Below are 14,529 nucleotides of genomic sequence, written 5' to 3' on the forward strand. Positions count from 1 at the left end.
TTACTCATTACTCATTACTAATTATTCATTAAAGATTTTACAAGTTCTACTGCTTTGCCTGGCACAGCCTGTAAGCCTGAGGCATCTTTACCACCGGCAGTTGCATAGAACGGCTGGCCGCCGCCACCGCCTTTGATTTCTTTGGCAAGTTCGCGTACCATCTGACTGGCATTCAGGTTCTTTTCTGTAACTAGGTTATCAGAAAGCATCACCGCGATCTGTGGTTTGCCGTCTATTTCAGCAGCTAGTACCAGTATAAGGTTGTCTACAACCTGGCGCATATCAAATGCCAGCTTTTTTAGGTGGTCGGCGTTACTTACTTCTACTTGTTCGGCTACCAGGCTTACGCCGTTTAGTTGCTGTGCTTTCTGAGCCAAGGTATCTTTCAGGCCGCTTAATTGCTTCAGTTCGAATTGCTCCAGTTGCTTCTGCAGCGCTTTGTTGTCGTCCTGTAGTTTCTGCACCGCACCCGATACATTACTTTGCGTATTCAGCACTTCACGTACGGCATGTAACTCATCTAACTGGGCCTGTACAAAGTCTTCAGCAATTTTAGCTGTTACGGCTTCAATACGACGCACACCGGCTGCTACCGAGCTTTCAGATACGATCTTAAAATAACCGATCTCGCCGGTATTGTACACGTGTGTACCACCGCAAAGCTCTACCGAATGTTCACGGTCGAAAGCGATCACACGTACAAACTCGCCATACTTCTCACCGAACAGGGCGGTTGCTCCCATTTCCTTAGCTTCGGCGATTGGCACGTTACGCTGCTCTTCCAATGGTATACTCTGGCGCACGCGCTCGTTCACGATGTGCTCTATCTCTCTTAACTCAGCATCTTCTACTTTAGAGAAATGCGAGAAGTCGAAACGCAGTACTTTTTCATTTACCAGTGAGCCTTTCTGCTGCACATGCTCACCTAAAACTTTACGTAAAGCGGCATGCAGTAAGTGTGTAGCAGAGTGGTTCTTACGAATATAGTTACGGCGCTCAAAATCGATCTCGCTACGGAAAGCTGCTTCGATGTTTTGCGGCAACTTAGAAGTTATATGAAGTATAAGATCGTTCTCTTTTTTGGTGTCCAGTACTTCAATTTGCTCCGAATCAGAAACCAGATATCCGGTATCGCCCACTTGTCCACCACTCTCCGCATAGAAAGGAGTTCTGTCGAGCACGATGTGATATTCGCTCTTGTTCTTGGTCTTTACCTGGCGGTAACGCACGATGTGTGAGTCCGAAACATTGCAGTCGTAACCCACAAACTCGGTCGTTACGTCCGGCTGAACTATAACCCAGTCGCTTTGCTCCGAAGCTGATGCGTTACGCGAACGGTTCTTCTGCTGCTCCATCTCCACGCCAAAACCAGCTTCGTCCACTGTCAAACCTTTTTCACGGGCAATCAGTGCGGTCAGGTCCAGTGGGAAACCGAAGGTATCGTATAGTTCGAAGGCAGTTTTGCCGTCGATGGTATTATCGTTCTCTTTGAATTTAGACTCCAGCGCATCCAGTCTTTTCAGACCATTCTCTAATGTTCTTAAGAAAGCATTTTCTTCTTCTTCGATCACGCGTTGCACAAAGCTCAGCTGCTGCTTTAGTTCCGGGAAAACAGATTCCAGCTGGTCGGCTAGCACGGCTGCCAGTTTGTACAGGAACGGTTTTTTGAAATCAAGGAAAGTGAAACCATAACGCACTGCACGACGCAGGATACGACGGATTACATAACCAGCCTTGTTGTTAGAAGGAAGCTGTCCGTCGGCTATAGTAAAGGCAATAGCACGGATGTGATCAGAAATTACACGGATGGCAATATCTGTCTTCTCATTTTCGCCATAAACTACACCGGCTTCTTTGGCCACAAACTGGATCAGCGGCTGGAAAACATCGGTATCATAGTTGGAACGCTTGCCCTGGATAGCCATGCACAAACGCTCGAAGCCCATGCCGGTATCTACGTGCTGTGCAGGCAGTTTTACCAGCGAGCCATCGGCCAGGCGGTTAAACTCCATGAATACGTTGTTCCAGATTTCAACTACCTGCGGGTGATCGGCATTCACAAGAGTTTTGCCATCCACCTGCGCACGCTCTTCATCGGTACGTAAGTCCACGTGTATCTCAGAGCAAGGACCGCACGGACCGGTATCGCCCATCTCCCAGAAGTTGTCCTTTTTGTTACCCATCAGGATACGGTCTTCTGCGATCATGGTCTTCCAGATGTCGTAGGCATCCTGGTCCATAGGCAGATTCTCAGATGCATCACCCTGGAAAACGGAAACGTACAGCCTGTCTTTTGGCAATTTGTAAACTTCGGTAAGCAGTTCCCACGACCATTCCAGCGCTTCTTTTTTAAAGTAATCGCCAAACGACCAGTTGCCGAGCATTTCGAACATGGTGTGGTGGTAGGTGTCGTATCCTACCTCTTCCAGGTCGTTGTGTTTACCGCTCACGCGAAGGCATTTCTGGGTGTCGGCGATGCGCTTATAAGGCGCAGGCTTGTTGCCCAAAAAGTAGTCTTTAAAGGGAGCCATGCCCGAGTTAATAAACATCAGGGTTGGGTCATCTTTAACCACGATCGGAGCCGAAGGCACGATCTGGTGCTGCTTGGAAGCGAAGAAATCCAGGAACTTTTGTCTTATCTCAGCTGAGTTCATCTATGATTATTAAGCCTTTAGATACTATCTGCTATACTTGTTGTTTAAGAACAAAAAATATAGAATTTTTGCCTTTCAGAAGCACGAGCAATTTTCGCGTTCCGGTGAGCCAATTACTAGCAAAAGTAGCATATTTTAGCTGTAAACGGTAACATCCGGAGTAAAATTAACTGTGCCCAAACTATAGTTTAGCCGTAGCCTTATGCCTTATAAAGAAAAAGAAATAGAGAAACAGTACTACACCATTGGCGAAGTAGCCGCTATGTTTGATGTTGCCCCTTCGCTGATCCGTTTCTGGGAGACAGAATTTGAGCAGCTTCGCCCTAAAAAGAACAAGAAAGGCAACCGCCAGTTTGCCCAGAAAGACATTGAAACGCTTCGTACCGTTTACCACCTGGTAAAAGAGCGCGGCTATACCATACAAGGTGCTAAAGATGTACTGAAAAACAAGCCCGTGCAGACCAAGGACAAGATGGAAATCATAGACTCGCTGGAGAAAGTTCGTGAGTTTCTGGTAGGCATTAAAAGTCAATTGAACACCAAAGCGTAGTTGCTGCGTAATCTCTCTAACTATGGGAGATAACCAGAACCTCTACGAAGTTGCCATTACCCAGATTCCCGGTATCGGGCCACAGCTGACACGCCAACTGGTAAGTTACTGTGGCTCTCCGCATGGGGTGTTTCATGCACCTCCCGGGAAGCTGCAGAAAATTCCGGGTGTAGGTCCGGTGGCTTATAAAAATCTTACACAAGGTGCAAAACAGGCCTTGCTGCAGGCCGAAGAACTGCTTAAGAAAGCGGAAGAGCACGACGTGCATTTACTGTTCTATACTTCTCCCCAATACCCCGACCGGCTGAAACAAATTGCCGATGCTCCTACCCTTTTATACTTCCGGGGCAATGGCAACCTCAACCAGCGGCGCATTATTTCTATAGTTGGCACGCGGCAGGTCAGCAACTATGGGCAGGCCGTTACAGAGAAGATTGTAGCTGATCTGGCTCCGTATAATGTGCTTGTAGTTAGCGGACTGGCGTATGGGGTTGATATTATTGCACACAGGGCAGCATTGCAGGCAGGTTTGTCAACTATAGGCGTAATGGCCAGCGGCCCCGAAATAGTTTACCCGGCCGTGCACCGTAAATATGCTGAGCGCATGCTGACCCAGGGCGGCTTACTGACAGAGAACATCTTCGGCACCAAACCCGATGCCCCACGTTTCCCTGCACGAAACCGCATTATTGCCGGCATGAGCGACTGTACTATAGTTGTGGAAGCTACTATAAAAAGCGGCACACTCATCACTGCTGACCTGGCACATGGCTACGACAAAGAAGTAATGGCCGTACCCGGTAATGTGACATCCTCGGTCTCAGAGGGGCCAAATCATCTCATCAAAAACCATAAAGCCGCTATTTATACCTCGGTGCAGGATCTGGTGGAACTGTTGAACTGGGATTTAGAAGATGAAGCTGCGGCAAAGAAGCAAAAGTCACTCACTTTCTCCCCTGACGATTATTCACAAGAAGAACTGAAGGTGCTGAACCTGCTGGTACAAACCCAGGACGAACACATGGATAACATCAGCTGGAAAACCCAAATACCGGTGAGTTTGCTGGCATCGGTGCTGTTGACGCTGGAGTTTAAAGGCATGGTGAAAGCTATGCCGGGCAAGCGATTTGGATTGATTCGGTGATTGGTTATTAGTTGTTGGCAGATAAAATTATTGCTGTTTCGGACATCTGTGTCCGAAACCTCTCTGCTGCGGACGTCCGCGTCCGCGTAAACTATAACCGAGAACAAGGCTGCCCCTGGAACAGTGCTTCCGGACCTGGATGTCCGAAAAGCAAATTTGTGAATAGTATCTGAAGTATGAATTAAAGCGGCCAGAGTCCGCAAGTAACTCACACTCGCGGGACGCGAGCGAGGGCAAGGTTAGCAAAGCTTTTAGAAATACTTTCAAAACTCTTAACTTTCAACTCTAAACTTTTAACTAATCTAAATGCTGCTTTTCAACGGCCAGTTTATTCCGGAACAGAAACTACAGCTACCACTTACCAACCGGGCTTTCCAGTTTAATGATGGCTTTTTTGAGACGGCTATAGTTGCAAATGGAAAGTTACGTTTCTGGGATGACCATGTGGCAAGAATGCAGGCGGCCGCTAAAGTTCTAAAGCTGGAGTTACCCCCAACTATAATTTCGGGAGAGTTGGAAGAACAACTATTGCATCTGGCTGGACAGAGTAACGCTACAAACTATGGCCGGATCAAACTTAAACTATGGCGCAGCGGTACAGGGCTTTACACGCCCGAAACAAACCAGACCGACTGGCTGGCAACTATAGTCCAGACTACTGCCAGTCTAACTGCTCCCTTACAAATCGGTATTTGCCAAACTATAACTACCAACTATAGCCCTTTCTCCTTTTTTAAAGGACCGAACGCGCTGCTCTATGTGATGGCAGGTATCGAGAAAAAAGAGAAAGGCTTTGACGATATGCTCCTGCTTAATCGTCAGCAACAAGTTTCAGAGTTAATCTCGTCCAACATTTTCTGGCTTAAGAATGATGTGCTCTTTACACCGGCTATAGATACTGGCTGCGTGCAGGGCATCTTAAGGCAAAATGTAATGAAGTGGACAAATCAGGTAGGTATTAAAACGAAAGAAGTTTATTTTGATGTAGCCAGTTTACTGAAAGCTGATTCTGTTTTTAGCTGTAATGTAACCGGCATCAGAACTATAGCCAGTATCAACGGCACAGCTGTAAACTCAGATAAAGATTTTGTGCAAGGACTACGCCTGGATTTAGTTATTTAGAATTAACCATAAAATCAGAAGGCCCGGAGAATATATGCCGGGCCTTCTGATTTTATAGCTGTTACAACTTATAGTTCTATCTTCAAACCAACCGAAACTGTAGTTGGATAAGGATACTGGCCGTAATCGAAACCGCTTTGTACTTCGGGGTTCTGACCTTTGTATTTCGTAAATAGTAAGGCATTCTGCAAGGTAGCCGTCAGGCTCAGATTGGCCCGGTCTTTCCAGATGGTGCCTAACTGGTAGCCAAGTTGCAGGTATTCCAGTTTAACGAAATCAGCGACCTGCAGGTAGTAGCTCGAACTTGCCTGGCGTGTGCTGAAACCTGTTTCGTTATAGCTGCCCGAAATGTTTTCCAGGTAATCCGGTCCCCAGAGCCAACTCAGGTTACCGTAATTTGAATCTATACCGTTAAATACGTTATGGCCCGACGCAGCACGTACTAAAACAGAAGCCGAAAACTTTTTATACGACACATCAGAATGCAGACCAAGCTGTAACTTAGGACTTTTCTGTCCCATTACTTCAAGCTTTGGGTTACCATTCTTATCTACCTCATAAGAGCCCTCTATAGGCTGCCCCTGTTCGTTATACAATTGCTTATATAAATAAAAAGAATTTAATGGATGCCCGGGGCCCAGCACCATTTTATTATTGCCACCTGCGCTAACGATATACAACTGCTGCTCTCTCATTAACGATGTTACTTCAGAAGTGCCATGCCATACATTAGCTCCCAAGCTCCAAGTAAGGTTGTCGGTAGCCAACAATTTATAGTTCAGATCAGCTTCCAATCCATTAGTTATAAATTCGCCTACATTTACATATCGGGAATTATAGCCATTGCCATTCCACTGCTGGATCAGCAGGAACATATCTGATGTTGTGGTGCTATAGTAGTTTACGTTTCCTGACAAGCGCGAATTAAGCAGGGCAAAGTTTAAACCGGCATTCCATTTCTTTACCGACTCCAGTTTTACACCGGAAGGTTGCAGCAGGTTATTGTATTGCAGGGAACTATGCTCTGGGTTAAGGAAGCGGCTATAGTTGCTGTATAGTTTAAGCGAGTTAATGACCGGACTATTTGCCAAGAAGTTCTCCCGGCCTAACTCCCATGCTACTCCTGCTCCTAAAGATGTAGCTGCATTTTCCAGACCCGGCAAGCTGTATGTTTTCCAGTTGGAGATGCTGGCGTTTAGCGAGTACCTGTCTAAAACTGTAAGACCTAACTGCCCATAAACCGACTTTTTGCTGCTGCTGTTGGATGAGAAACTATAGCCAGTCAGTTGGGTACCCTCTGTGTTAAATGCCGGGTGGTTGTTAATCTCCTGGTCCAGGGTTTGCCAGTTTGCGCCAGCCACCAGCCACAGGGCGCTTTTCAGGCTGTTCAATTCCTGATCGTATGCCAGGTAAGCTTCCTTAAAGCTATAGTTTAACTTGCCGTCATCTTTCTGTTTCCAGCCTTTATACCAGCTTACGCTGGCCATTTCAGCAGGTCGCCACGACGAGTAATTGTTGTCCTGGTTGTGCAGCACGTAACGTGCATTAACCGATAGTTGTGGCAGAAAATGCAGCTTATAGTTTACATGTGCCTGCCCGTAAAGCGTATTTTTCTTGTCCTGGTCGTGGCGCTGCTCCAGTAAACTCAGCGGGTTAGGCGTAGCGTAATTGTGTGCTTCTCCGTTCTCGGTTAGGTAAGTAAAATAATTGCCATAGTTGTTATTCGCATGAACCGGCTGTGTAGGATCAAAAGTTAAAGCCGCCAAAATAGCCCTCTCGTCGGCTACACGGAGTTTCTGGTCTGCTTTGCGCAGGTTTAGCTTTATTTTCAGGTGCTCATCGATCAGGCTCGGCGCAACAGAAAGTGCTACTGAAGTGCGCTGATGCTGCGATGTTTTTAAGATGCCGTTATGGTTCAGGTAATTAGCTGATACGGCATAAGGCACAAAACCACCAACATTTCCCTTTACCTGCAAAGTATGGTCCTGACTGAAGGCTTTGCGGTAAATTTCATCCTGCCAGTCGGTGGTGTGGTTGCCAAGCAGATTCACTTTGTCCGGGTACTCCCGTTGCACTATCTCCCTGAATTGTCCGGCACTCAGTACATCATGTTTTTCAGGTAAGAACGAAACAGCCCCCGTTGTTGAGAAAGTTACTTTTGGCTTTGCGCTTCCTGTTCCTGATAGCGTAGTAATATACAGCACACCATTGGCAGCTGCGGCACCAAATACGGAATTAATCGCGGCATCCTTCAGCAGCACCACTGAAGTCATATCAGACGGATTGATGAAGCTAAGATAACCTGCATGATTAGAAGAAGTCGCATCTAAAAGTGGTACACCATCTATCACTATAAGCGGTGCATTTGACCCGTAGATAGTGGTACCATTCCGAAAAACCATTTGCTGTGCTGCACCGGGCTTACCACTGCCCTGTACAACCTGTAGCCCACTATACTTGCCTGTAAGCAGCTGTTCGGGTGTGGTAATAAAGCCTTTGTTTAAGGCCTTAGTTAATCTGGCATCTGTTATTTCAGATTCGTTTCTGGTACCATAAGGAGTACCTGTAACCTCATCTGTTTTAACGCCTTGTACCTGTTGGGTTGTCAGGCTGTCAGTAGTTTGGGCTATAGCTGTAAAAGTACACCCTAACAGAACCAGCAAGGTGCCCGCTGTGCGTAAAGTTTGTTTCAAGTGGTTGTAAATTAGGTTGAAAGATGAGTTGAAATTACAGAAATTAATACAAAGTACAGATATAAAAAAAGCACAGGCCGCTGACCTGTGCTCTCTTTGTAAACTATAGTTTGGATTTATTTCTTCTCTTGCTGCTGATTTGGATACCAGTTTCTGAGCCTTACATCAATGTTTTTATCTTTTTCGTTAACCATGCGCTTAAATGCTTCCACATCGGCCAGGCCTTCGGTGCCGCGGTAGTGGTAAGGATAAATTACTTTAGGTTTGAACTCAAGAACCGCACTAGCAGCCTGGTCAATGTCCATGGTATATGGCAGGTTCATGCTCACAAAAGCCACGTCAATATTCTTTAAAGCCCGCATCTCTGGTATGTCTTCTGTGTCGCCGGAAATATAGATGCGTTTGCCGCCCATCGTTAAAATGTAGCCATTGCCCCTGCCCTTCGGATGCCGCGAATCTGCTGTTTCTGGTAGGTTATACATCGGGATGGCTTCTATGGAAATGCCAGCCTGGTTGGTAGTTTCGCCGTTGCCGATAACGATAGCCTGCGCTTTGTACTTCTCCGGTAACTGGTCGGCTACGGCTTGTGGCACAACCATTTTCGCGCCTTTTAGGTCCAGGCCGTCCAGCGTTTTGGCATCCAGGTGGTCGCCGTGAATGTCAGTTATTAAAACAACATCGGCTTTGGGTATTGTTTTGTAGCCTTCGGCACCACCATACGGGTCTACGTAAATATTCTTACCGTTCCAGCTTAGCACCAGCGACCCGTGTGTAATGGGTTGTACCTTCAGCTGGCCCTGATCAGTTTTGATCATATCGGGTTTCTGCTGCTGGGCTTGTAGCTGTACGATAGCCAGCGCAAAAACAAAGGTTAACAAAGCTTTTAATTTCATAGTTTGGGTAAGTTAGTTTTGCTTATAAACTGGTATTTGGGAGGAATGTTTTATAAGGATTGAGCTAACGGATTTGGCCATAAGGCGGCGCAGCTGGCTTATGGCTGTGGTTAGGGAATAGTAATTTTACTCTACTTCGATTTCTGTAATGTTCCCGTTCTCCCACATTACTGAGATATAACCTAAAGCCTTATCGTCAAGTTGCTCAAATGTTAACTCAAACCTAGGGTGCCATATATCGGTCGGGTATATGGCTGATAGATATAATTCCTCTTTCCATTCTCCTTGAAGTACATCTTTGTAAGCTGACTTTTCTGGAAGTTTAGTCATTACATCACAAACTAAATTTTCTAAATTGTCAACTATAAAGTAGATCGCATTCAGCTGCTGCTTATGTGGTCCAACTGAATTTCCTTCAATGATGAAACAGGTTTCTTTCTTTTGGCTTGCGACTAACTTTGCACTTGTCCATGTATAGTTGATTGAAGGGTTATCCCGTTTTATCCTTGTCTTTAGTTCACCTATTTTTTTATCCTCAATTTTAATTGATTTACCAAAGAGCAGTTTCAGAAACATATTCATCAATTTTATTTACCCTAACTATGATATAACAGGAGTACTTACTCCTGTTATCTGCACTATAACTATAGCTACCTACACCGCCACAGGTGCTTTAATAGCCGGGTGCGGGTTATAGTTTACCAGTTCAAAGTCTTCAAACTTAAAGTCGAAAATATCTTTCACATCGGGGTTAATGACCATCGTTGGTAACTCACGTGGTTCGCGGGTAAGCTGTAGTTGCGCCTGCTCCAGGTGGTTGGTATATAAGTGCGTGTCGCCGCCTGTCCAGATAAACTCGCCGGGCTCCAGCCCTGTTACCTGCGCCATCATCAATACCAGTAAAGCGTAGGATGCAATGTTGAAGGGCACACCAAGGAACACATCGGCAGAGCGCTGGTATAGCTGGCAGCTCAGTTTGCCTTCAGCAACATAGAACTGGTAAAAGGCGTGGCATGGCGGCAGCTTCATGTTCTCGATCTCGGCTACGTTCCAGGCGCTCACTATAATCCGGCGCGAATCGGGGTTGTTTTTGAGTTGGTTTACTACCTGCGTGATCTGGTCGATGTGGCGGCCGTCGGGCGTTGGCCAGCTGCGCCACTGCGAGCCGTACACCGGGCCCAGGTTGCCGTTCTCGTCGGCCCACTCATCCCAGATGCTTACGCCATTTTCTTTCAGGTACGCAATATTGGTATCGCCTTTCAGGAACCACAGCAGTTCGTGTATAATAGACTTGAGATGCACTTTTTTAGTGGTAACCAGCGGGAAACCATCGGCCAGGCTAAAGCGCATCTGGTAGCCAAAAACGCTTAAGGTGCCGGTTCCGGTTCTGTCTTCTTTCTTCACACCGTTATCTAAGATGTGCTGCATCAGGTCTAAATATTGCTTCATGGTATAGGCTATAGTTGGTAGTTAAGAGTTGAAAGTTAAGAGTTAAAATCTGGGTATCAAACGCAAATTAAAACAAAAAAGCCTGCTGCTTGGGCAGTAGGCTTTTCAGGTTGGCTAAAAGTTGGGGTAAATTATTTTTGAGTCTTTGTTTCTTTGGCGTCTTTAGCTGCGTCTGCCTTGGCGGTGTCTTTTTTCATGCAGCAGGCTGGTTTTTCGGCCGGTTTACCATCGGCAGTTGGCTTAGCCATGTGGCAGCTCTCAGCTGTGGCATCAGCCTTTTTGCCTTTTTTGCTTTTCTTGTCTTTGTCGGAATGCTCCATTTTGCACTTACCGCCTTCGCAGGCAAACGCTGGGGCAGCACCTGCTCCCATAAAACCGGCCAGGGCCAGCACCATCACTAATTTCTTCATATCCTATAGTTTATTTTGTAGCTGATTATCTGTTGCAAATTTAGCCGCATTACGCAATTTGCAAAATGATGTTTATCAACTATAAAAGCACCGCCACAGCCATTTTTGACAAAATATTTCAGGCAACATCCAATATCATTTAGTTAATTGCGTGTATATAGCATAGCAAGTATAAAAAGATGAAGAAAAAGTTAGGAACGCTGTTGGTGCTGCTATGTACCATTTTTACAACTGTGCAGGCGCAGGATACGGCCGAAGCAAAGAAACAGGAGCAGCAGGAAAACAAGATTGCCCACCTGATGAGCGAGCGCGAGCAATTGGTGCTCGAATACCAGTACCTGAACCAGCAGAACAACAGTTTCTGGGGAAACAAGTCTAAAAAAGACCTCCTCAACATCATCGATACCCTGAAAGAGCTGATTAAAAAAGATTCGGAACTGATTGCAGCCGTAAAAGAGGCCAGTATAAAAACGATCGCGAAAAGCACTGTAGAAAACCAGCGGGCTGGCAAACAGATTGTAGTAGATCAGCGCCAGATAAACGAACGTATCAGAGGACTGCAGAGCCAGATAAATACCCTGCAAAGCCAGCTGAAAAAACGTGAGCGAACGATAGCCGACCTGCAACTACAGGTAAAGGAAGCGGACGAAAAACGCTATGGAAAAGACAAGGTAATTACGGTGCTGGCTGTGGCGGCGGCTATTTTATTGCTATACGCCATCATTTTACAGGTGAGCCTCAGCAAAACCAAGGCAAAGCTGAATGCCAAAGCCAAAACAACCCGCCGCAAAGCTGCCAACCAGTTATAACTTCAGCTTATAAAAACGGAATTAATACAGGCATTTTTTTTGTTATAGTTTCCTTGCCAGATGGCAGGAACACGTATACTATAGCTGATACAAGGCAAGGGCTGGCGTGAAGATTCCAGCCCTTATTTTTGATGTAAATGAGAGATATTTTTGAAGAACTGCTGCAGGTACAACACCTGCTGAAAATTGAACAGGAAGAAGACCGCGAACAGTATAAACTTAAGAGCCTGAAAAGCACCATACAGGAGCGCAAGGAAATGGGCTTTTGCTGGTATCCGGTAACTATAGTTAAAGAAGAGATCGGTTTCGGGAACAAGGTAGTTATAGAAGTGGAACGCACCTCGGGCCGCGACGACCTGCACCTGTTTCAGACGGGAAAGGCGGCAGCCCTATTCAGCAATTCCGGCGAACGACAAAATTTAAGTGGTGTTATAGTTGGCCTGAAGCGCAACAAAATACAGCTGGCTACCAACAAAGAGGACCTGCCGGAATGGGTGGATGGTGGTAAGCTGGGCATCGACCTGACCTTTGATGAGATGAGCTACCGCGAGATGGAGATCGCCATGAAGAAGGTGCTCGAAGCGTACAAATCAAGGTTAGCCGAGCTGCGCGATATTTTGCTGGGCATCAAAGAGCCCACCTTTACCGATGTGCAGGTAGACGAGATTCCGGTACTGAACGACTCCCAGAACGAAGCGGTACGCAAGGTAGCACAAGCCAGGGATGTCGCCATCATTCACGGCCCTCCCGGCACTGGTAAAACCACCACATTGGTGCAGGCTATACTACATACTTTAAAAACCCAGAAGCGCCTGCTGGTAACGGCTCCCTCCAACACTGCGGTAGACCTGCTTACCGAAAAGCTGGCCAACGAAGGTGTAAACGTAATCCGTATCGGTAATCCGTCGCGCGTGTCGGATGTATTGCTGGAGCATACCCTGGATGCGCAGATCATGGACCACAAGGCCTACAAAGACCTGAAAACGGTGCGAAAAACGGCAGAAGAATACAAGCGCATGGCCTTCCAGTACAAGCGTAAGTTTGGCCACGAAGAGCGTCTGCAGCGCCAGATGTACAAAGCCGAAAGCAACCGCCTGCTGGACGAAGCTGATAACATAGAACATTACATTACCGAAGACCTGCTGGAAAATGTGCAGGTAATTACGTGTACGCTGGTAGGCGCAGCCAACAAAGCCATCCGCCACCTCACCTACGACACTGTTTTTATAGACGAAGCTGCCCAGGCGCTGGAACCGGCTTGCTGGGTTCCTATTTCCAGAGCAAACAAAGTTGTGCTTGCCGGCGACCATTGTCAGTTGCCACCTACGGTTAAGTCCTTTTTTGCAGAGCAGAAAGGATTAGGTAAAACTTTGTTCGAGAAGTGCATCGAACGCCAGCCCAACGTATCGGTGATGTTGAAAACGCAGTACCGCATGCACCACCACATCATGCAATTCTCGAACGAGCAGTTCTACAACGGTGAATTAATGGCCCACGAAAGCGTACACAGCAGCGACCTGCATGGCTATGACACGTTCTTTAAACCCGGCTTGGCCGTAGAGTTTGTTGATACCGCCGGATGTGGCTATAACGAAGTAGTGAACCCCGAAGCGCAAAGCTCGGCCAACCCCGAAGAGGCGGACCTGTTGCTGAACCACCTGCAGGCGCTGCTAAAAGATTACGAACAGGACGAAGAAGTGGCGCCGCTGCGCATTGGGGTAATAGCGCCTTACCGTGCCCAGATCAATTACCTGCAGGACAAAGTAGAGCACATGCCACTCTTGCACGAACTATACCAGAAACGCGAGCTTTCGATTGGTACGGTGGATAGTTTCCAAGGCCAGGAGCGCGACATAATCTACATCAGTATGGTGCGCAGCAACGAGACCGGCGAAATAGGTTTTTTGAGCGATATACGCCGCATGAACGTGGGCATGACCCGCGCCAAAAAGAAACTGGTTATAGTTGGCGACAGCGCTACACTATCGCATCATCCGTTCTACGAGGCGTTTCTGAAGTATACCGAGCGTATAAACGCTTACCGCAGCGCCTGGGAACTGACCGAACTATAATTTGAACCGAAGTCTGCGATTGCAAGTATAAATACTTACCTTGCCGACCTCAAACACATGAACGATACATTATGAAAATTGAAAAAAACAAAGTGGTAACGCTCACTTATGAGTTAAGAATACAGAACGAAAACGGTGAGCAGAGCCTTGTAGAAGTAGCCAGCGAAGAGCAGCCAATGGCCTTTATCTTCGGCATGAGCGGCCTGCCCGACCAGTTTGAAGATAACCTGAATGGCCTGAGCGAAGGCGATAACTTCGAGTTTAAGCTGGATGCAGAAGAAGGCTACGGCGAGTTCGATGATAACGCTGTTGTAGAACTACCAATGAATGTGTTTGAAGTAGAAGGCGCTGTGCCCGACAACATGCTGGAAGTAGGTAATTTTATACCAATGACAGACAGCGAAGGAAACCAGTTACAGGGTCGTGTTGCCAAAGTAACAGATTTTACCGTAACGATGGATTTCAACCATCCGTTGTCTGGTAAAGAACTGTATTTTAAAGGTAAAGTTGCCCAGGTTCGTGAAGCTACCAAGGAAGAGTTAGAGCACGGTCACGTACACGGTCCAGGCGGTCATCACCATCATTAATAGGTACTTAATATTTCTTTAAAAAGCAGCACGGGTTAATTCTCATGCTGCTTTTTTGTTGCTATGACTTTTCATAAGGGTTGCAAGTTGAGGGTTTTATATGCGCTATAGTTCCGTCTTTGTCATGTCGGGCAAAACCGAGACAT

12 protein-coding genes are annotated in these 14,529 nt (G+C 46.6%); 6 read left to right on the plus strand and 6 right to left on the minus strand.

Annotation, left to right across the window (positions count from 1 at the left end; all coding sequences use genetic code 11):
• Positions 1 to 17: 17 nt before the first annotated feature.
• Positions 18 to 2,654 (minus strand): alanine--tRNA ligase, encoded by a 2,637-nt coding sequence (alaS, locus tag H7F15_RS04355; RefSeq protein ID WP_185195730.1) that lies wholly within the window; start codon positions 2,652 to 2,654, stop codon positions 18 to 20.
• 202 nt (positions 2,655 to 2,856) lie between these two features.
• On the opposite strand from alaS, the gene H7F15_RS04360 reads away from it, so the two are divergent.
• The 3 genes from H7F15_RS04360 to H7F15_RS04370 all read left to right on the plus strand — a co-directional run bounded on the left by H7F15_RS04360 (position 2,857) and on the right by H7F15_RS04370 (position 5,470).
• Entirely contained in the window at positions 2,857 to 3,204 is a 348-nt protein-coding gene (locus H7F15_RS04360; protein ID WP_185195731.1) for a MerR family transcriptional regulator, read from the plus strand.
• A gap of 22 nt (positions 3,205 to 3,226) precedes the next feature.
• Complete coding sequence (dprA, locus tag H7F15_RS04365) at positions 3,227 to 4,348, plus strand: DNA-processing protein DprA (protein ID WP_185195732.1); 1,122 nt, start codon at positions 3,227 to 3,229, stop codon at positions 4,346 to 4,348.
• Between the two features lie 306 nt (positions 4,349 to 4,654).
• Positions 4,655 to 5,470, plus strand: coding sequence for an aminotransferase class IV (locus tag H7F15_RS04370; protein WP_185195733.1), 816 nt, complete (start codon positions 4,655 to 4,657; stop codon positions 5,468 to 5,470).
• A 68-nt stretch (positions 5,471 to 5,538) separates the two neighbouring features.
• Here the strand turns inward: H7F15_RS04370 and H7F15_RS04375 are convergent, their stop codons facing one another.
• The 5 genes from H7F15_RS04375 to H7F15_RS04395 all read right to left on the minus strand — a co-directional run bounded on the left by H7F15_RS04375 (position 5,539) and on the right by H7F15_RS04395 (position 10,915).
• Positions 5,539 to 8,163: a TonB-dependent receptor plug domain-containing protein gene (locus H7F15_RS04375; RefSeq protein ID WP_185195734.1), complete on the minus strand. Its 2,625-nt coding sequence runs from the start codon at positions 8,161 to 8,163 to the stop codon at positions 5,539 to 5,541.
• A gap of 116 nt (positions 8,164 to 8,279) precedes the next feature.
• Positions 8,280 to 9,056 (minus strand): MBL fold metallo-hydrolase, encoded by a 777-nt coding sequence (locus tag H7F15_RS04380; RefSeq protein ID WP_185195735.1) that lies wholly within the window; start codon positions 9,054 to 9,056, stop codon positions 8,280 to 8,282.
• A 126-nt stretch (positions 9,057 to 9,182) separates the two neighbouring features.
• Entirely contained in the window at positions 9,183 to 9,632 is a 450-nt protein-coding gene (locus H7F15_RS04385; protein ID WP_185195736.1) for a hypothetical protein, read from the minus strand.
• 78 nt (positions 9,633 to 9,710) lie between these two features.
• Complete coding sequence (locus H7F15_RS04390; protein WP_185195737.1) at positions 9,711 to 10,505, minus strand: thymidylate synthase; 795 nt, start codon at positions 10,503 to 10,505, stop codon at positions 9,711 to 9,713.
• A gap of 131 nt (positions 10,506 to 10,636) precedes the next feature.
• Positions 10,637 to 10,915, minus strand: coding sequence for a hypothetical protein (locus tag H7F15_RS04395; protein WP_185195738.1), 279 nt, complete (start codon positions 10,913 to 10,915; stop codon positions 10,637 to 10,639).
• Between the two features lie 179 nt (positions 10,916 to 11,094).
• Here H7F15_RS04395 and H7F15_RS04400 point away from each other — a divergent pair, with 179 nt between their 5' ends.
• The 3 genes from H7F15_RS04400 (at position 11,095) to H7F15_RS04410 (ending at position 14,383) form a co-directional block, all read left to right on the plus strand.
• A complete protein-coding gene (locus H7F15_RS04400) occupies positions 11,095 to 11,724 on the plus strand; it encodes a hypothetical protein (protein WP_185195739.1) in 630 nt (209 codons plus the stop codon).
• Between the two features lie 137 nt (positions 11,725 to 11,861).
• A complete protein-coding gene (locus tag H7F15_RS04405) occupies positions 11,862 to 13,796 on the plus strand; it encodes an AAA domain-containing protein (RefSeq protein WP_185195740.1) in 1,935 nt (644 codons plus the stop codon).
• A gap of 71 nt (positions 13,797 to 13,867) precedes the next feature.
• Positions 13,868 to 14,383 (plus strand): peptidylprolyl isomerase, encoded by a 516-nt coding sequence (locus tag H7F15_RS04410; RefSeq protein WP_185195741.1) that lies wholly within the window; start codon positions 13,868 to 13,870, stop codon positions 14,381 to 14,383.
• Positions 14,384 to 14,529: the final 146 nt, after the last annotated feature.

Origin of the sequence: Pontibacter sp. Tf4 (genome assembly GCF_014212495.1) — a bacterium.
Lineage (GTDB): Bacteria > Bacteroidota > Bacteroidia > Cytophagales > Hymenobacteraceae > Pontibacter.

Coding starts and splice junctions, on each gene's coding strand:
- alaS (WP_185195730.1), bottom strand. CDS start 2,654: ATGAACTCAGCTGAGATAAGACAAAAGTTCCTGGATTTCTTCGCTTCC.
- H7F15_RS04360 (WP_185195731.1), top strand. CDS start 2,857: ATGCCTTATAAAGAAAAAGAAATAGAGAAACAGTACTACACCATTGGC.
- dprA (WP_185195732.1), top strand. CDS start 3,227: ATGGGAGATAACCAGAACCTCTACGAAGTTGCCATTACCCAGATTCCC.
- H7F15_RS04370 (WP_185195733.1), top strand. CDS start 4,655: ATGCTGCTTTTCAACGGCCAGTTTATTCCGGAACAGAAACTACAGCTA.
- H7F15_RS04380 (WP_185195735.1), bottom strand. CDS start 9,056: ATGAAATTAAAAGCTTTGTTAACCTTTGTTTTTGCGCTGGCTATCGTA.
- H7F15_RS04385 (WP_185195736.1), bottom strand. CDS start 9,632: ATGTTTCTGAAACTGCTCTTTGGTAAATCAATTAAAATTGAGGATAAA.
- H7F15_RS04390 (WP_185195737.1), bottom strand. CDS start 10,505: ATGAAGCAATATTTAGACCTGATGCAGCACATCTTAGATAACGGTGTG.
- H7F15_RS04395 (WP_185195738.1), bottom strand. CDS start 10,915: ATGAAGAAATTAGTGATGGTGCTGGCCCTGGCCGGTTTTATGGGAGCA.
- H7F15_RS04400 (WP_185195739.1), top strand. CDS start 11,095: ATGAAGAAAAAGTTAGGAACGCTGTTGGTGCTGCTATGTACCATTTTT.
- H7F15_RS04405 (WP_185195740.1), top strand. CDS start 11,862: ATGAGAGATATTTTTGAAGAACTGCTGCAGGTACAACACCTGCTGAAA.
- H7F15_RS04410 (WP_185195741.1), top strand. CDS start 13,868: ATGAAAATTGAAAAAAACAAAGTGGTAACGCTCACTTATGAGTTAAGA.